This window comes from Streptosporangium sp. CA-135522 (assembly GCF_050949235.1).
Lineage (GTDB): Bacteria > Actinomycetota > Actinomycetes > Streptosporangiales > Streptosporangiaceae > Streptosporangium.
On sequence record NZ_CP192026.1, the window covers coordinates 2,636,690 to 2,654,308 of the forward strand.

The 17,619-nt window shown below is 69.4% G+C and carries 15 protein-coding genes and 1 pseudogene; 8 read left to right on the forward strand and 8 right to left on the reverse strand.

Features of this window, described 5'->3' with window-relative positions; all coding sequences use genetic code 11:
• Positions 1-49: 49 nt before the first annotated feature.
• Positions 50-598, reverse strand: a complete 549-nt coding sequence (locus ACQPYK_RS12525) for a CGNR zinc finger domain-containing protein (protein ID WP_433254361.1) — start codon at positions 596-598, stop codon at positions 50-52.
• Between ACQPYK_RS12525 and ACQPYK_RS12530 the strand changes: the two are divergent.
• Positions 597-1,541: pseudogene (locus ACQPYK_RS12530) on the forward strand (DMT family transporter); the annotation flags it as partial. The gene ACQPYK_RS12525 and the pseudogene ACQPYK_RS12530 overlap by 2 nt on opposite strands.
• A 92-nt stretch (positions 1,542-1,633) precedes the next feature.
• On the opposite strand, the gene ACQPYK_RS12535 reads toward ACQPYK_RS12530, so the two are convergent.
• Genes ACQPYK_RS12535 through ACQPYK_RS12555 form a run of 5 tightly spaced genes read right to left on the reverse strand, consistent with a single transcriptional unit; the run spans position 1,634 to position 5,053 of the window.
• Positions 1,634-2,041: a Fur family transcriptional regulator gene (locus tag ACQPYK_RS12535; protein ID WP_433254363.1), complete on the reverse strand. Its 408-nt coding sequence runs from the start codon at positions 2,039-2,041 to the stop codon at positions 1,634-1,636.
• On the reverse strand, positions 2,038-2,871 hold the full coding sequence (locus tag ACQPYK_RS12540; protein WP_433254365.1) for a metal ABC transporter permease: 834 nt from the start codon (positions 2,869-2,871) through the stop codon (positions 2,038-2,040). Before ACQPYK_RS12540 ends, ACQPYK_RS12535 begins: the two co-directional genes overlap by 4 nt.
• Positions 2,868-3,620, reverse strand: coding sequence for a metal ABC transporter ATP-binding protein (locus tag ACQPYK_RS12545; RefSeq protein WP_433254367.1), 753 nt, complete (start codon positions 3,618-3,620; stop codon positions 2,868-2,870). The genes ACQPYK_RS12540 and ACQPYK_RS12545 overlap by 4 nt, the downstream gene beginning before the upstream one ends.
• A 36-nt stretch (positions 3,621-3,656) precedes the next feature.
• On the reverse strand, positions 3,657-4,616 hold the full coding sequence (locus ACQPYK_RS12550; protein ID WP_433254369.1) for a metal ABC transporter substrate-binding protein: 960 nt from the start codon (positions 4,614-4,616) through the stop codon (positions 3,657-3,659).
• A 44-nt stretch (positions 4,617-4,660) separates the two neighbouring features.
• Positions 4,661-5,053 carry a DUF6703 family protein gene (locus ACQPYK_RS12555; RefSeq protein WP_433254371.1) on the reverse strand — a complete coding sequence of 131 codons (393 nt, stop codon included), beginning with the start codon at positions 5,051-5,053 and terminating at the stop codon, positions 4,661-4,663.
• A gap of 200 nt (positions 5,054-5,253) precedes the next feature.
• Here ACQPYK_RS12555 and ACQPYK_RS12560 point away from each other — a divergent pair, with 200 nt between their 5' ends.
• The 4 genes from ACQPYK_RS12560 (at position 5,254) to ACQPYK_RS12575 (ending at position 11,553) form a co-directional block, all read left to right on the forward strand.
• Entirely contained in the window at positions 5,254-5,532 is a 279-nt protein-coding gene (locus ACQPYK_RS12560; RefSeq protein WP_433254373.1) for an antibiotic biosynthesis monooxygenase family protein, read from the forward strand.
• 143 nt (positions 5,533-5,675) lie between these two features.
• Positions 5,676-7,061, forward strand: coding sequence for a glycine--tRNA ligase (locus ACQPYK_RS12565; RefSeq protein ID WP_433254375.1), 1,386 nt, complete (start codon positions 5,676-5,678; stop codon positions 7,059-7,061).
• A gap of 427 nt (positions 7,062-7,488) precedes the next feature.
• Complete coding sequence (gene ppdK, locus ACQPYK_RS12570; protein WP_433254377.1) at positions 7,489-10,134, forward strand: pyruvate, phosphate dikinase; 2,646 nt, start codon at positions 7,489-7,491, stop codon at positions 10,132-10,134.
• Positions 10,135-10,320: 186 nt separating this feature from the next.
• On the forward strand, positions 10,321-11,553 hold the full coding sequence (locus ACQPYK_RS12575; RefSeq protein WP_433254379.1) for a deoxyguanosinetriphosphate triphosphohydrolase: 1,233 nt from the start codon (positions 10,321-10,323) through the stop codon (positions 11,551-11,553).
• Positions 11,554-11,661: 108 nt separating this feature from the next.
• On the opposite strand, the gene ACQPYK_RS12580 is transcribed toward ACQPYK_RS12575, so the two are convergent.
• The gene (locus tag ACQPYK_RS12580; RefSeq protein ID WP_433254381.1) at positions 11,662-12,543 is read right to left on the reverse strand and encodes an NAD(P)-dependent oxidoreductase; all 882 of its coding nucleotides are present in this window, start codon (positions 12,541-12,543) and stop codon (positions 11,662-11,664) included.
• A gap of 96 nt (positions 12,544-12,639) precedes the next feature.
• Between ACQPYK_RS12580 and ACQPYK_RS12585 the strand changes: the two genes are divergently transcribed.
• Positions 12,640-12,996, forward strand: a complete 357-nt coding sequence (locus ACQPYK_RS12585) for a winged helix-turn-helix transcriptional regulator (protein WP_433254383.1) — start codon at positions 12,640-12,642, stop codon at positions 12,994-12,996.
• Between the two features lie 252 nt (positions 12,997-13,248).
• Here ACQPYK_RS12585 and ACQPYK_RS12590 read toward each other — a convergent pair whose 3' ends face one another.
• The gene (locus tag ACQPYK_RS12590) at positions 13,249-14,112 is read right to left on the reverse strand and encodes a M23 family metallopeptidase (protein ID WP_433254385.1); all 864 of its coding nucleotides are present in this window, start codon (positions 14,110-14,112) and stop codon (positions 13,249-13,251) included.
• 145 nt (positions 14,113-14,257) lie between these two features.
• On the opposite strand from ACQPYK_RS12590, the gene dnaG reads away from it, so the two are divergent.
• Positions 14,258-16,108, forward strand: a complete 1,851-nt coding sequence (gene dnaG / locus ACQPYK_RS12595; protein ID WP_433254387.1) for a DNA primase — start codon at positions 14,258-14,260, stop codon at positions 16,106-16,108.
• Between the two features lie 185 nt (positions 16,109-16,293).
• Entirely contained in the window at positions 16,294-17,397 is a 1,104-nt protein-coding gene (gene rpoD / locus ACQPYK_RS12600) for an RNA polymerase sigma factor RpoD (protein ID WP_433254389.1), read from the forward strand.
• Positions 17,398-17,619 lie beyond the last annotated feature (222 nt).

Here is a 17,619-nt window from a genome sequence, read left to right on the forward strand (position 1 = left end):
ACCCACCCCTATTACCTACTCGGTCAATAGATAATTACGGATCGTCACCTCAGGCGCGGCGGCGGGCCCGGTAGGCGGCGACGTGCATGCGGTTTCCGCAGGTGCGGCTGTCGCAGTAAACCCGTGAGCGGTTGCGTGACTCGTCCACGAAGACATGGTCGCAGTCGGGGGCCGAACAGGTGCGCAGGCGTTCCCACTCGCCCTCGACGAGCAGGTGGGCCAGCGCGACGCCCAGGTCGGCCGACAGATGCTCGGCGAGCGAGGCGTCGGGGGCGAAGTAGTGGACGTGCAGGGGGTGGCCGTCGTGTTCGACCAGGCGCGGGGTGATGCGGGAGCCGCTCAGCAGCGTGTTCAGCCGGATCACCGCGGTGGCCTGGTCGGGGGCGGTGAAGACCTTGTGAAAGGCCTCGCGCAGGGCGCGCACCTGGCTCAGGTCCGTGGCGCTGAGCTCGCCGATGCCGCTCACCTGCCGGCGTTCCACGAATTCGCCGAGCTGTCCCAGGCCGGTCAGCCCGTCCTCGCCTCCCGTGGAGGGGGAGGTGTTGACGAGATCGACCACAGTGGCGAGTGAGTGCACCATGTCATGTCCGAATGGCATGTTGACTCCTGTTGAATTCGATTTTAGCGTGGAAGGCGCGTACGGCGGCTCGCCGTCTCGGAAGCGTATCTCTCCGGCGCGTGTTCGGGGGCCTGTCGTGACCGCACACCGCCGCTCCGTCCCGGTGTCGGCGGTGGCGGTGAGCGGAGCGGCGGTCATCGCGACGTCGGCCACGCTCGTGCGCCTGTCCGGCGAGTCCGCCGCGACCTCCGCGCTGTTCCGGTGCGCCTACGCGGTGCCGTTCCTGGCACTGCTGGCCTGGCGGGAGAGCCGCCGGATCGGCCCGATGCCCGCCGGGCAGCGGGCGCGAGCCTGGCTCGCGGGCCTCGCGCTCGGCGCCGACCTGCTCCTGTGGCATCACAGCATCGACCGGATCGGCGCGGGTCTGGCCACCGTGCTGGGCAACCTGCAGGTGTTCGTGGTCGCGTTCGCGGCCTGGGCGCTGCTGCGCGAACGCCCCTCCCGCCGGCTCCTGTTCGCCGTCCCCGTCGTGTTCGCGGGCGTGACGCTGATCTCCGGCCTGTTCGACGCCGCGCCGTACGGCTCCGATCCCCGGTTCGGCGTGGCCCTCGGCGCGGCCACCTCGCTGACCTACGCCGCCTTCATGCTGGTCCTGCGCGGCTGCTCTGAGGAGGGCCGCCGAGGCGCGGGGGCGCTGGCCCACGCGGTCGCGGCGGCCGCGGTGCTGATCGCCCTGGCCGGCCCCCTGTCCGGTGGCCTCGACCTCACCCCGCGCTGGCCTTCGCACGGCTGGCTGCTGCTGCTCGCGCTCGGGCCCCAGGTGCTCGGCTGGGCGCTGATCACCTACGCGCTGCCGCGCCGGCCCGCCGCCCTCACCGCGCTGCTGCTGCTCCTGCAGCCCGCGGGAACGCTCGCGCTGTCCGGGCTGGTGCTCGGGGAACGTCCGTCGGCGATCCAGCTCGCCGGCTGCGCGGTGACGGTCCTCGGCGTTCTGTACGGCGCCCGCCCCGACCGGCGTCCACGTCCGGCCCGAGTCCTGGCCGGTCCGGTGGATCTCCCCGCCCATCAGACGCCTCAGGCCCGGCTCGACGCCTCCGCGGGCTTGACGGCGGCCGAGCAGGAGGCGCAGGTGCCGAAGACCTCGACCGTGTGGGTGATCCCGGTGAACCCGTGCTCGGAGCCGACCGCCTCGGCCCAACGCTCCACCGCGGGCCCGGCCACCTCCACGGTTCGCCCGCAGCAGCGGCAGACCAGGTGATGGTGGTGGTCGCCGCTGGCGCACGCGCGGTAGACCGACTCTCCGTCGTCGGTCCTGAGCATGTCGACATGACCGCTGTCGGCGAGCGCCTGCAGCGCCCGGTAGACCGTGGTCAGCCCGATCTTGGCACCCTGCGCGCGCATCTCGGCGTAGACGTCCTGCGCGCTGCGGAAGCCCTCGCTCTGGCGGAGGATTTCATGGACGGCATCACGTCTGTTGCTCATGGGCTGGACTCCTGAGGTCGGCTTCGGCGTACGAATCTACCGAGCCCGAGGGCAAGGACGAACCCTGCGAGGGCCACGATCACGATGATGGCGCCCGGCGGGACCTCGACGTAGAACGAGGAGGTCAGCCCGCCGACGGTGGAGATCATCCCGAAGACCATGGAAAGCGCCATCGTGCTCCGGAACCCCCGGGTGAGCTGCTGGCTGGTCGCCACCGGGACCACCATCAGCGCGCTGACGAGCAGCAGTCCCACCACGCGCATGGCGATGACCACGGTCAGCGCGGCGGTGACGGCGATCAGCAGGCTCAGGAGGCGCACCGGCAGGCCGCTGGCCCTGGCGACCTCCTCGTCCTGGCAGAGCACGTAGAGCTCGCGGCCGAAGACGGCGACCATGCCCAGCACGGCCGCGGCCAGCAGGCCGATCACCCACACGTCCTGGGCGCTGACGCTGCTGATCGAACCGAACAGGTAGGACATCAGGGTGGCGTTACTGCCGCCCGGGGCCAGCGAGATGAGCAGCACGCCTCCGGCGATGCCGCCGTAGAACAGCAGCGCGAGCGCCACGTCGCCGCTGGTCCGGCCGCGTGCGCGGACCAGCTCGATGGCCACGGCGCCCAGCACCGAGACCGCCACCGCGGTCAGCACGGGGGCGGTGCCGGTCAGGAATCCGAGCGCCACGCCGGTCAGCGCGACGTGCCCGATGCCGTCGCCCAGCAGGGCCAGCCGGCGCTGCACGATGAACGTGCCGATGGCCGGGGCCGCCAGGCCGACCAGGAGGGCGGCGATCAGCGCCCGCTGCATGAAGTCGAACTGCAGAAGGTCGATCACGATGCGGGTCTCCAGTCGAGCGGGCTTGCGGGCTTCTCCTCGGCGTGCGGATGCACGTGGTCGTGACCGGGCAGCGCGTGCGCGCCGACCGCGTGGGGCGGCGGTCCGTCGTGACAGACGTATCCGTCCCTGAGCACCACCGCGCGGGTGATGAGCGACTCCAGCGGGCCGAGCTCGTGGGCGACCAGCAGCACCGTCTTGCCCTGGTCGACGAGCGCGGACAGGGTGTCGGCCAGGAGCTGCTGGCTCTCGGAGTCGACGCCCGCGGTGGGTTCGTCCATGACGAAGGTGTCGGGCTCTCCGGCGAGGGCGCGGGCGATCAGCACCCGCTGTTGCTGCCCGCCGGACAGGGCTTGAACCGGGTCCGCGGCACGGTGGGCCATGCCGACGGCCTCCAGCGCCCTGGCGGTCGCCTCACGGTCGGCGGTGCTCGTCGGGCGCAGCCGCCGCTGCCTGGCGATCCTGCCCGAGGCGACGACCTCGCGGATGGTGGTCGGCACGCCGCCGCCCACCGAGAGCCGCTGGGGCACGTAGCCGACGCGCCACCACTCGCGAAAGCGCGGGGGCGGCGTGCCGTACAGGAGGGTGGAGCCGCCGGACAGCGGCGTCAGGCCGAGCAGGGCACGGATGAGGGTGGACTTGCCCGACCCGTTCGCGCCGAGCACGGCCACGACCTCGCCGGGTTTGACGGTCAGATCGACGCCACGAAGCACCGGCCGGCGGTCCAGGCTCACCTGGCCGCCGTTCATGGTGAAAACTGCTTGGTTGGATGTCACATGTCGCCTTTACGAGCAGCTGAGCGCCGCCTGAAGTGCGGTGAGGTTCTGGCGCATGGCGGACAGGTAGTCGCCGGCCGCCGGCTGGCTTTCGACCGGATCGAGAACCGCGGTCTTGGCGCCGACCTCCTGGGCGAGAACCTCGGCGACCTTGGGGCTGACGAGGGTCTCGGTGAAAATCGTAGTCACTTTCTCCTGCTTGGACACTTTCGCCACCTCGGCGAGCCGGGCGGGAGAGGGCTCGGCGTCCGGGTCGAGGCCGCTGATGCCGACCTGGCGGAGCCCGTAGCGATCGGCGAGGTAACCGAACGCGGCGTGGCCGGTGACGATCGCCCGCGAACCGCACTTGCTCAGGCCCCGTGCCAGCTCGCCGTCCAGCGCGTTGAGGTCGTCCACGGTCTTGGCGGCGCGTTCCTTGTAACCCTGCGCGTGCGCGGGGTCGGCGGCGGCGAGCTTCTCGCCGAGCCGGGTCGCGACCGTGGCGAAGCGGGACGGATCCAGCCAGAGGTGCGGGTCGTAGCCGACGCCCTGGCCGTGCTCCTCATCCGCGTGCTCCTCCTCGCCGGCGACCGCCGGGAGGGTCTTGACCGCGGTCGCCGCGTCGAAGCCCCGGTCGGCGGCGTGCTGTTCGACGGCCTCGTCCACGGCGGGTTGCACGCCCTTGACGTAGGCGACGAGGCCGGTGCTCTCCAGCCCGGCCACCTGTGTCGGCGCCAGCTCCAGGTCGTGCGGCTCGACACCGGGCTTGGTCAGGCTCGTGACGGCGACGTCGGGGCCGCCCACCCGCTCGGCCAGCCACTGCAGCGGATAGATGGCGGCGGTGACGCCGCTTCTCCCCCCGGACGCATCGCCTGGCCGGGCGGTGTCGGCCGAGCCGGAACCGCAGGCGGAGGTGGCGGTGAGAACGGTCGCGAGAGCAAGCAGGCCCGCACCGCGCATGCTCATACGTCGGGAAAAATCGGACATCATGTCCACTAGTATGGACGTAAATGAAAACGGTTGTCAAAACCGTCCTAGAAAGCTCCGAAACGATCGGCCACCAGGAGGACCAGGAAGGTGAGCAGCGCGACGCGCAGGATGCGGCCCCGGGCGCCGAGCGACGGCCACGACATGTAGGCCAGCCAGCCCACGAACCCGAGCACCGGCAGCGCCGCGAGGCCGCCCCAGAAGGTCGGCACGGCGAAGCCGACCAGGAGCAGGATCACGAGTGCGGCCGGGACGACCCAGCGGGGAAGCTGGAACAGGAAGACGAGGGGGGCCGCGCTACGCTGCTCGACCTTGCGCCGCAGGCCGGTCGCGCCCGGTGTGAAGAACTGCTCACCGGGCGGGAGGGGCCGTTGTTTCCGCTGCTGAGGGCGGTGCCGGGCCATGGGGTGTGCGGGGCGCTCGCTGCGTTTGTCGGCCACGGACCGAGCCTAACGCCGGCGGGCCCGCGGCGACATGTCCCGGCGCCCGCCCGTTGGTTCGTGCCGCGATCCGGAGGCCGCCAATCGGTGTGCGCCGATCGGCGCGCTGTGCTCCAGGCGGTGCGGAGGGCGTGCGGGGAGGACGATGCGGAGGGCGTGCGGAGGGTGGTGGGGCGGCCTGGCTCTGGCATGCTGTGCGAATGCTTGCTCTCATCCGTTACTCGGTGCCGTCCGGCCGGACCGAGGAGTTCCTGGCCCAGGCGCATGACATCGTCGACACGCTGGCCGGGCAGCCCGGATACGTGCGCGGACGCGTGGCGCGGTCGGTGGACGAGCCGGAGCTGTGGGCGCTGGTCAGCGAGTGGGAAGGGGCCGGGTTCTACCGGCGGGCGCTGGGGGCGGCGCGGATGGCGATGTATCCGCTCATGACGCTGATGATCAACGAGCCGAGCGCCTTCGAGGACGTGAACCGTCCCTAACCTGGACGTAAACCATCCCTAACCTGCCTTTACCGGACAAGATGTACGTGATGGTTCATGCGCGCGCCCCGCTCCTCCGACTCCCCTAAGCTGGGAACTCAATCATTCCTCGCCGACCTCCAGCCGGATGGAGACTTTCCCTTATGGCACGCCGTACGGACATCATGGACACCATCGTCAGCCTCGCCAAGCGACGTGGCCTTGTCTATCCCTCCAGCGAGATCTATGGCGGCCTGCGCGCCTCCTGGGACTACGGGCCGCTGGGCGTGGAGCTCAAGAGCAACGTGAAGCGGCAGTGGTGGAAGAGCATGGTGCAGGGCCGTGACGACGTGGTCGGCCTCGACTCATCGGTGATCCTGGCCCGCGAGGTGTGGCAGGCCAGTGGCCACGTGGAGACCTTCACCGACCCGCTGACCGAGTGTCAGGCGTGTCACAAGCGCTACCGCGCCGACCACCTCGAAGAGGCCTACGCCGAGAAACACGGCAAGGACCCGGAGAACGGCCTGGCCGACATCACCTGCCCCAACTGCGGCAACAAGGGCTCCTTCACCGCGCCCAAGCAGTTCAGCGGCCTGCTCAAGACCTACCTCGGCGCGGTCGAGGACGAGTCCGGCCTGGCCTACCTGCGGCCGGAGACCGCCCAGGGCATCTTCATCAACTACCTCAACGTGCAGCAGTCCGCGCGCAAGAAGATCCCGTTCGGCATCGGCCAGATCGGCAAGTCGTTCCGCAACGAGATCACGCCGGGCAACTTCATCTTCCGCACCCGCGAGTTCGAGCAGATGGAGATGGAGTTCTTCGTCAAGCCGGGCACCGACGAGGAGTGGCACCAGTACTGGATCGACGAGCGCTTCCGCTGGTACACCGACCTGGGCATCAGCCAGGACAACCTGCGCATCTACGAGCACCCGAAGGAGAAGCTGTCCCACTACTCCAAGCGGACCGTCGACATCGAATACCGCTTCAACTTCACCGGTAGCGAGTGGGGCGAGCTCGAGGGTGTCGCCAACCGCACCGACTTCGACCTGACCGCGCACGGCAAGGCCTCCGGCACCGACCTCAGCTTCTTCGAGCAGGACACCGGCGAGCGCTACGTCCCGTACGTGATCGAGCCCGCGGCCGGTGTCGACCGCGCCACGCTCACCTTCCTGCTCGACGCCTACACCGAGGACGAGGCGCCCAACGCCAAGGGTGTCATGGAAAAGCGCACGGTCATGCGTCTCGACCACCGCCTCGCGCCGGTCAAGGTCGCGGTGCTCCCGCTGTCGCGCAACGCCGACCTGTCGCCGAAGGCCAAGGACCTGGCCGCCCAGCTCCGCCGCCGATGGAACGTCGAGTTCGACGACGCGGGCGCGATCGGCCGCCGTTACCGTCGCCAGGACGAGATCGGCACGCCGTTCTGCATCACCGTCGACTTCGACACCCTCGACGACCACGCGGTGACCATCCGCGAGCGCGACTCGATGGCTCAGGAGCGCGTGGCTCTCGACCAGGTCGAGCCCTACCTTCGCAAGCACCTCAACGACTGAGGCGCCCCTCCCGACCGACGACGGCCGGCGACCCCACGGGGTCGCCGGCCGTCGTTTTCGTGGTGCTCGTCCGGCGGCGACGCGGACACCCGCAGGGGAGACACGGACACCCGGCAGGGGAAGGGGGTGGCCGTGCATCGAGGCGGGGGAGGGCCGTGCGCGCTTCATACCCCATGGCTTGAACGCCCCGTGAACGCGCCTGAATACTGAGACAATTGGTTTATACCAATTGGTTTATACCAATTCTCCGGACGTCCCATATCGCGGCGGATTTGACTCCGATTTGAATTGGATTAGACCGCTATATGGGCTTTGACGTGCGCAAACGTGCTGTCACCCATTGGGTGACGTTTCATCATCTTATTCATCGGTAGAGTCCGAAGTGAGGCGGAACCACACGTCGTTTGAAGTCGCAGAAGGAGCAACCGTGCCCAAGTACGTTTACGACTTCACCGAGGGCAACAAAGATCTCAAGGATCTGCTCGGCGGTAAGGGGGCCAACCTGGCCGAGATGACCAATCTCGGACTGCCGGTGCCCCCTGGCTTCATCATCACCACCGACGCGTGCCGCCGGTTCCTGGAGGACGGCGCGCTCCCCGAGGGGCTGGAGGAGGAGGTCTCCCGGCACCTGGCCGCGCTGGAGGGGCAGATGGGCCGCCGCCTGGGACAGGCCGACGACCCGCTGCTGGTCAGCGTGCGCTCCGGGGCGAAGTTCTCCATGCCCGGCATGATGGAGACCGTCCTCAACATCGGGCTGAACGACGAGTCGGTGCACGGTCTGGCCAAGCAGGCCGGCGGCAACGAGCGTTTCGCCTGGGACTCCTACCGGCGTCTCATCCAGATGTTCGGCAAGACCGTCCAGAACATCGACGCCGAACTGTTCGACCACGCCCTTGAGGAGCTCAAGGACGGCCGTGGCGATCTGGACCTGGAGGCGGCCGACTTCCGCCAGCTGGTCGAGACCTACAAGGACATCGTCCGGGCCCAGACCGGGCAGGACTTCCCCGCCGACCCGCACCAGCAGATGCGCATGGCCGTCAAGGCGGTCTTCGAGTCCTGGAACGCCCCGCGCGCCATCCTCTACCGCCGCCAGGAGCGCATCCCGGCCGACCTCGGCACGGCGGTCAACATCTGCTCGATGGTCTTCGGCAACTGCGGCATGGACTCCGGCACCGGCGTGGCCTTCACCCGCGACCCCGGCAGCGGACACCAGGGCGTCTACGGCGACTACCTGCAGAACGCCCAGGGGGAGGACGTGGTGGCGGGCATCCGCAACACCATGCCGCTGCAGGAGCTGGAGCGCATCGACAAGACCGTCTACGACGAGCTCATGCAGATCATGGAGAAGCTGGAGAACCACTACCGCGACCTGTGCGACATCGAGTTCACGGTCGAACGCGGCAAGCTCTGGATGCTCCAGACCCGTGTCGGCAAGCGGACCGCGGGAGCCGCGTTCCGCATCGCCGTACAGCTCGTCGACCAGGGCCTGATCGACCTCGACGAGGCCGTGACCCGTGTCACCGGCGCCCAGCTCGCCCAGCTCATGTTCCCGCGCTTCGCCAAGGACGCGGAGACCACGAAGATCACTACGGGCATGAACGCCTCACCCGGCGCGGCCGTCGGCAAGGCGGTCTTCTCCTCCGAGCGGGCCGTCGAGCTCGCCGGTCAGGGCGAGGCCGTCATCCTGGTCCGCAACGAGACCAACCCGGACGACCTGTCCGGCATGATCGCCGCCCAGGGGGTTCTGACGAGCCGCGGCGGCAAGACCTCGCACGCGGCCGTGGTCGCCCGCGGCATGGGCAAGACCTGCGTCTGCGGCGCCGAGGAGCTGGAGGTGTCCACCAAGGAACGCAGGTTCACCGCCCCCGGCGGTGTCGTGGTCTCCGAAGGGGACGTCATCTCCATCGACGGTTCCAGCGGTGCCGTCTACCTCGGCGAGGTGCCCGTGGTCGCCTCCCCGGTGGTGGAGTACTTCGAAGGCGAGGGCGACACCGGCGACGAGCTCGTCCAGGCCGTGCACCGCATCATGAGCCACGCTGACGCGTCCCGGCGGCTGGATGTGCGGGCCAACGCCGACAACGCCGAGGACGCCGCCCGCGCCCGCCGGTTCGGCGCCCAGGGGATCGGGCTGTGCCGTACCGAGCACATGTTCCTCGGAGACCGCCGCCAGCTCGTCGAGGACCTGGTCCTGGCCGCCTCCCCGCAGGAGCGGGAGGCGGCGCTGGCCGCGCTGGAGCCGCTGCAGAAGGCGGACTTCACCGAGATCTTCCAGGCGATGGAGGGCCTGCCCGTCACGATCCGTCTGATCGACCCGCCGCTGCACGAGTTCCTGCCCGACTACACCGAGCTGTCGGTCAAGGTCGCCCTCGCCGGAGAGCAGGCCGACGACAAGGACCGCAGGCTGCTCGCCGCGGTCAAGCGCCTGCACGAGCAGAACCCCATGCTGGGCCTTCGCGGTGTACGGCTCGGTCTGGTCATCCCCGGCCTGTTCGCCATGCAGGTACGGGCCATCGCCGAGGCGGCCGGGGCCGTTCCGGGAGCCCGCGCGGAGATCATGATCCCGCTCGTCGCCGCCGTCCAGGAACTGGAGAGCGTCCGGGACGAGGCGCGGGCGATCCTCGCCGAGGCCGGCGTCGAGGCGCTGGTCGGCACCATGATCGAGGTGCCGCGTGCGGCGCTGACCGCCGGGCAGATCGCCGAGGCCGCCGAGTTCTTCTCCTTCGGCACCAACGACCTGACCCAGATGACCTGGGGATTCTCCCGTGACGACGTCGAGGCTGCGTTCTTCTCCAAGTATCTGGAGCTGGGCGTCTTCGGCGTCTCCCCGTTCGAGTCCCTGGACCGCGACGGCGTCGGCCGGCTCGTGCGGATCGCCGCAGAGGAGGGCCGCAAGACCCGTCCCGATCTCAAGCTCGGCATCTGCGGCGAACACGGCGGCGACCCCGACTCGGTCCACTTCTGCCATCAGGTGGGCCTGGACTACGTGTCCTGCTCGCCGTTCCGCATCCCGGTCGCCCGGTTGGAGGCCGGTCGCGCCGCCCTGGCCGCCCCCACGGACTCCGGCACCCGCTAGGACCGGCCGTCCGGCTCCGTTCGCGGGCGCCTTCCGTCCGAAACCGGAGGGCGCTCGCGGACGCCGCACCGCCGCGGGCGCGGCGGAAACGCCGGTCGTGACCTGATGACCACAGGTCAGGGGTCATCAGGTGTTTCCTTGCTGTTCGGCATGGGTCGCCGTTTCCTGGATAAAATCACTGCACTTATGCACGGTTATGACGAGCACGATCAGGCGAGATGGGTGCCGGAACCGCCCGGCAACCCGGAGAGAAGCCCGTTCGAGCGCGACCGCGCGCGGGTGCTGCACAGCGCGGGGCTGCGCCGGCTCGCCGCCAAGACCCAGGTGGTGGGACCGGGGGAGACCCTCGGCAGCGGCCAGCACATTCCGCGCACCCGGCTGACCCACTCGCTGGAGTGCGCGCAGATCGGCCGGGAGATGGGACAGTCGCTCGGTCGTGACCCCGATCTGATGGAGACCGCCTGCCTGGCCCACGATCTCGGGCATCCGCCGTTCGGGCACAACGGGGAGACCGCGCTCAACGAGCTCGCAGCAGGGTGCGGCGGCTTCGAGGGGAACGCGCAGAGCCTGCGCCTGCTGACCCGGCTGGAGGCCAAGGTCCTCACCGAGGACGGCCGCAGCGCCGGCCTCAATCTCACCCGCGCCTCCCTGGACGCCGCGGTCAAATACCCGTGGACGCGGGAGACGAGCCCCAAATACTGCGCCTACGGCGACGACATGGCCGTCTTCGAATGGATCAGGGAGGGCGCCCCCGAGGGGCGGGTGAGCTTCGAGGCCCAGATCATGGACTGGGCCGACGACGTCGCCTACTCGGTGCACGACCTGGAGGACGCCCTCCACTCCGGCGCCGTCGTGCCGGAGGCCCTGCGCGACCCCGCCGAGCGCCGCGAGGTCTGCGTGACCACCCGCGCCTGGTACGCCCCGGAGGCCGACCCCGGCGAACTGGAGGACATCTTCGGCCGTCTGGTGGCCCAGCCGCTGTGGCCTCGCCACTTCGACGGCTCACTCGCCGCCCTGGCCGCGATCAAGGGGCTCACCAGCTCCCTCATCGGCCATCTGTGCCGGTCGGCGCAGATCGCCACCCGGGAGGCCTACGGCCCCGCAGCGGGCCGCTACAGCGCCGACCTGATCGTGCCCAGGGCCACCCGGCTGGAGTGCGCGCTGCTGAAGGGGCTCACCGCCCACTACGTGATGACCGGGCGCGCGCACAACGCCAACCAGGCCAGGCAGCGCGAGCTCATCCACGACCTGGCCCATCTGATCATGCTGGGCGCGCCCGGCACGCTGGAGCCGGCGCTGCGGCCCTCCTTCACCAGGGCCGAGGGCGACGCCGGGAGGCTGCGCGTGGTCGTCGACCAGCTCGCCTCGCTCACCGACACCTCCGCGGTCACCTGGCACAGGCACCTGTCCGGACGCTGACCCGGGGCGGCCCGGGAGGCGGCGCACAGTGCTTCGAGGAACGAAGGCACTGGCGCGTGTCCTGTGGATCTCCCTGTCGCGGGGAGGTGAAGACCCACGGTGCACACCTCAGCGAGTGAGCAGGTCGATCACGCCCGTGGTGCCCTCATCGCCGTGGCCGTCAGCGAGGCGGCGCTCCATCAGGGCCATGAACGGAGTCAGCAGCTCGGCGCTGACCCCCTGCTCCTCGGCCGTGCGCAGCAGCGTCGAGTTGCCCTCGACCATCATGGCGAGGTTGGAGACCACGCCCTTGGTGTAGTCGCCGCTCTCCAGGTGGTCGGCGATCCCGTACGCGTAGGGGGCCATGGCGGTGAGCCAGTCGACGAGCAAAGGGGCGAAGTCCTTCGGCACGACGTCCTCCTTGCGGATCAGCGCGAAGGCGTGCGAGACCCCGGCGAACATCCCGGTCATCGCGCTCAGCAGCGCCACGTCGTGGAGGGCGGCGAAGCCGGGATCCTCACCGACATACACGGTGCCGGCCGGTACGGCCAACGCGCCGTGGTGGGCATCGAAGAGGGCGCGGGATCCGCTGTAGAAGACGTAGCCTCCGGATCCCGGCGCGCCGATCATCGGCGGGACCGCCATGATCCCACCGTCCAGGAAGCGGGCGCCGCGCTCTTCGGCCCACTCGGCGCGGGCGCGAGCCTGGGCGGGGGTGCTGGTGGTGAGGTTGACCAGGTCCTTGCCCGTCAGGTCGGCATCGGCCAGGGCCTCGCCGACCGAGGCGTCGTCGAGCAGGCAGACCACCACGAGACCGCTCGCAGCCACCGCCTCGGCGGTCGTTTCGGCGACCGTCGCGCCCTCGGCGGCGAGCGGCTCGGCCCGCCTGGAGGTGCGGTTCCAAACGGTCAACGGATGCCCGGCGGCGAGCCACGCACGGGCGAGCACGGTACCCATGGCGCCGAGCCCGAGGAGAGTGAGCCGAGACTTCTCAAAGGTGTTGTCATTCATGCCGACTAGACTTGCCGCAGACCCCGGAATGATCAATTACGCACTTTGAAGTGGGTGGTTACCCCGGGGTGAGTGAGCAGGCGGGAGGGGTGGGTCATGGCGACCGCGCGGAGACCGGGGGCGTACGTCTGCGGAATCGACGCGGCGATGGACGTGATCGGCGGCAAGTGGAAGGTGTTGATCCTCTGGGCGCTCAACGAACGGGCGTGCCGCTTCGGCGAGCTGCGCAGGCTGTTGCCCGGGGTGACCGAGAAGGTGCTCGCCTCCCATCTGCGGGAGCTGGAGGCGGACGGCATCGTGCACCGCGAGGTGTACGACGAGGTGCCGTCCCGCGTCGAGTACTCGCTGACTTCGCTCGGCGTCTCGCTCAACGGGGCGCTGGCGTCGCTCGGCGCATGGGGACGGGAGCACATGCTCGGCAGCGTGGAGGACGCTCACCACGTCCCGCACTAGGCAGTGTCCCAGGCCTTCGCGGTCTGCCGTACATCTCCGGCAGGTCCCGTCAGGGACGGCCCGTCCAGGTCCGGGAGAAGACCCCGTTGATCACCAGCCGACGGCCGGCCCACCGGCCGCCCTGGCGCGGGTGGACGGACGGCAGCGGCGAGAGCCGCTGCCACCCGTCCTTGGATGAACCATGGCGATTCAGGCGATCATCCATCGTGCTGATCTGTACCGAACCACCATTGAAGATCCACGGGACGCGCCCTAACCACCCACGGTGATGTGCTCCTCGTCCGGCTGCGGAGGCTTCTCGGTGGGCTTGGGCTTGGGGCTCGGCTTGGACTTGCACAGGGTCACGCACTTGGGTGCGGCCCCGGTCTGGTTCATCACGGCCCGCATCTCGTCTCTGGGCGAGAGCGTGCGGTTGCCGTTCAGCCAGGCGTCCAGATAGCTCCACGGCCTGACCATGCCCCGCCGTACCCACCAGAGCGAGGGAGCGGTCTTCCAGGAGATCGCGAAGTAGAGGTTGCTGGCGGTGGATCGGGCGTTGCCCGAGTTGCCGATCTGGCCCAGGACCTGGCCCGCGCCGACCCGCGTCCCGGGTTTGATCCCCGGGCTGACCCGTTCCAGGTGGCCGCCGAGGTAGCGTACGCCGTCGTCTCCGACGACCGTGACGAACCGGCCCTCGCGGTCGGCACCCCGGTCGGTGGAGGGCTTCCACTGGTTCTTGGTGTTGACCTCGTCGACCACGCCGTTCACGGGCGAGACGAACGAGCATCCCTTGCCCGACCAGATCGTGGTCTTGGGCAGGACCAGCAACCTGCTCTCGTAGGTCACCCTGCAGCCCTTCACGGGAAAGGCGTAGGTGTACTCCGACAGCTTCGGCGGCGGCACCTGCACCGGGTCGTCGGCCTCGGGCCGCTGCACCGTCACCTTCGCCCCGGCGGTGGCCGGCGTCGGCGTCGGAATCGTCGCGGTCACCGCGCCCGGCGCCGCGGCGACCGCCTCGGCCGAAGGTGCCGGAGGCAGGGTGCTGATGCCGGCCACACCGCCCGGCGACGCGCACGCCCCCGTGACGAGCACCGCCCCGGTGACGGCGGCCAATCGTGCTATATGCCCCGATCGCATGATCTCCACCCGCGTAACTTATCGAGAATCAGCCTTTACCTTTGTAACCGACCTTCCGATTGGTCACGACCCGTTCGGAAAAGTCGCCTCCGCCGTCCGGCTCCGAGCCGTCCGAGCTGTCGGAGGGTCCCACTAGACTCGCGGCGTGGCAGGCCGGATCAGTGACGAGGACATCGCGCTCGTGCGAGAGCGCTCACCGATCGCGGACATCGTGGGTGAGCACATCCAGCTCCGCAACGCGGGCGGCGGAAACCTGAAGGGACTGTGCCCCTTCCACGACGAGAAGAGTCCCTCCTTCAACGTCACCCCCACCCGCGGATACTGGTACTGCTTCGGCTGTGCCGAGGGCGGTGACGTCATCACCTTCGTCCGGCGGCTGGAGCACCTGTCGTTCGGCGAGGCCGTGGAACGGCTGGCGAACCGGGCCGGCATCCAGCTCCGCTACGAGCAGGGTGGCTACGTGCCCGGCCGGGAGCAGGGCGAGCGGAGCCGGCTGATCGAGGCGCACCGGGCGGCGGCGGAGTTCTACGCCGCCAAGCTGTCCGCGCCTGAGGCCGCGATCGGGCGCCGCTTCCTGTCGGAGCGCGGGTTCGAGCGGGTCGACGCCGAGCACTTCGGGGTGGGATACGCCCCCGCCGAGTGGGAGGCGCTCTCGCGCCACCTGATGGCCCGGGGGTTCACCAGCGCGGAGCTGATCAAGGGTGGCCTGGCCAAGGAGGGGCGCCGGGGCCCGATCGACCGGTTCCGGGGACGGCTGGTCTGGCCCATCCGCGACATCACCGGCGATGTGATCGGATTCGGCGCACGGAAGCTGAACGATGCCGAAGACGGTCCGAAATACCTCAACACCCCCGAAAGTCCGCTCTACAAGAAGAGCGAGGTCCTCTACGGCGTCGACCTCGCCAAGCGGGAGATCTCCAAGCGGTCCCAGGCGGTGATCGTCGAGGGTTACACCGACGTGATGGCCTGTCACCTGTCGGGCGTGCCGACGGCGGTGGCCACCTGCGGCACCGCGTTCGGCGAGGAGCACATCAAGGTGCTGCGGCGGCTGCTGCTGGACCAGTCGGGCTCCCACGGTGAGGTGATCTTCACCTTCGATGGCGACGCGGCGGGGCAGAAGGCGGCACTGCGGGCGTTCGCCGACGAGCAGAAGTTCGTCACCCAGACCTTCGTGGCCGTGCAGCCCGACGGATTCGACCCCTGCGACCTGCGCATCAAGCAGGGCGAGGCCGCCGTGCGGGATCTGATCGCCAGCCGGGAGCCGCTGTTCGCCTTCGCCATCCGCAGCGTCATCTCCCGCTACGACGTGAGCACCAACGAGGGCCGGCTGTCCGCGCTGGACGCCGCCGCGCCGATCGTGGCCGGGATCAAGGACCGGGCTCTGCGCCAGCTGTACGGCGTGGACCTCGACCGGTGGCTGGGCTTCAACAACGAGCGGTTCGTCATGGACCGGATCGCCGAGATCTCCGCCACGGCCCAGACGCGCCCCCAGCGGCCCGCGGGGCCGCGGAAGGTCGCCGACCTCACCGACCCCGGCGTGCGGACCGAGGCCGAGGTGCTGAAGCTGGCCGTGCAGCGCCCCGCGCTGCTGGGGCCCGGCTTCGACGCGATCGGCCCGGAGGCGTTCACTCTGCCCGAGCACGCCGCCCTCTACCGGCTCGTCATGGAGACCGGGGGCACGGCCGCGGCCGGGCACGGCGGGCGCGAGTGGGTGGACCGGCTGCTGGACGGGGTGGCCGACGCGTTGCGCGGAGTGGTCACCCGGTTCGCGGTGGAGGAGCTGCGCGCGGACGTGGCCGGCGAGGAGCGCTACGCCTCGGCCATGCTGGCCGCGCTCGAACTCATCTCGGTGGCCCGCTCGATCGAGCAGCTGAAGTCGCGCATGCAGCGGACCAACCCGGTCGAGGAGCAGCAGGAGTACAACCGGCTGTTCGGCGAGCTGGTCGCGCTGGAGCAGCAGCGGCGAGTGCTGAAGGAACGCGCCGCCGGAAGTTGATCGCGTAATTGGCTTTAATTTCCATGCGTTGATTCGACCAAACCCCAATAAGGTCTCGGTTCGATAATGATCCGAGCCTTACCTTCGGTGACAAAAATAGGTCTGCCATTTAGGGGACCCAATACAGCAGACTGTGTCCCGTGGGTGCATCGGTGCTGCCAAGTGGGCCGCCATCGGTAGACCAGGTGGCCGACCTCGTTGCGAAAGGAAGAGAGCGCGGAAGCGTCACGGTCGATGACGTGGCCGCCGCTCTCGATAAATCCGAGCTGCCGTCCGACGCGCTCGAACGCGTCGTGCGCATGCTCGCCGAGCACGGAGTGGAGGTTCTCGAGCCCCAAGGCGATGAGGAGCCCACCCGCTCCGAGGAGGAGGACGTCGGTAAACGGGCGCCGACCAGCGATCTGGTCCGCATCTACCTGCGGGAGATCGGGCGGGTGCCCCTGCTGACGGCCGAGGAGGAGGTGGAGCTCGCCAAGTCCATCGAGGCGGGGCTGTTCGCCGAGGACAAGCTGACAAGCGTCGTCTCGCGGCTGGCGTTCCCCGAGTTCAAGGAACTGGTCTGGCAGGGGACGCGGGCCAAGCAGCGGCTGATCGAGGCCAATCTGCGACTCGTCGTCTCGATCGCCAAAAGATATGTGGGACGCGGGATGCTGTTCCTGGATCTGATCCAGGAGGGCAACCTCGGGCTCATCCGGGCGGTCGAGAAATTCGACTACACCAAGGGATACAAGTTCTCCACGTATGCCACATGGTGGATTCGCCAGGCGATCACGCGGGCCATCGCCGACCAGGCGCGCACCATTCGCATTCCGGTGCACATGGTCGAGACGATCAACAAGCTGGTCCGGGTGCAGCGCCAGCTCCACCAGGATCTCGGCCGCGAGCCGGCGCCCGAGGAGATCGCACTGGAGATGGACCTCCCGATCGACCGGGTGATCGAGATCCAGCGCATCGCCCAGGAGCCCGTCTCGCTGCAGTCGCCGATCGGCGAGGAGGACTCCGATCTCGGCGACTTCATCGAGGACGCCGACGCGGTCGTGCCGATGGAGGCCGCGGCCTTCATCATGTTGCAGGACCAGCTCGACGACATCCTCGCCACGCTGTCCGACCGTGAGCAGCGCATCATCCAGCTGCGCTTCGGCCTCGCCGACGGCCACCCCCGGACGCTGGAGGAGGTCGGCCGGGAGTTCGGCGTGACGCGCGAGCGCATCCGGCAGATCGAGTCCAAGACCCTGGCCAAACTCCGCCACCCGACCAGAGCGCAGATGCTCCGCGACTATCTCGACTGAGAGTCCGTACGGCGAAGGCCCCCTGGTTCGCATCCCGGGGGCCTTCGCCGTTTCCCGGGATGTCCGGCTTGGAGGCCGGTGGCGACGCTTGCCCCTCCCGGGATGTCCGGTTCGGAGGCCGGTGGCGGCGCCTGCCCCATCGGCTCGGAAGGCACCCGGATTGGCGGTATAAGGTAAGGGGAAGCTAAGTTAGGGACGCCTAACTACCAGCCAGGAGCCTTC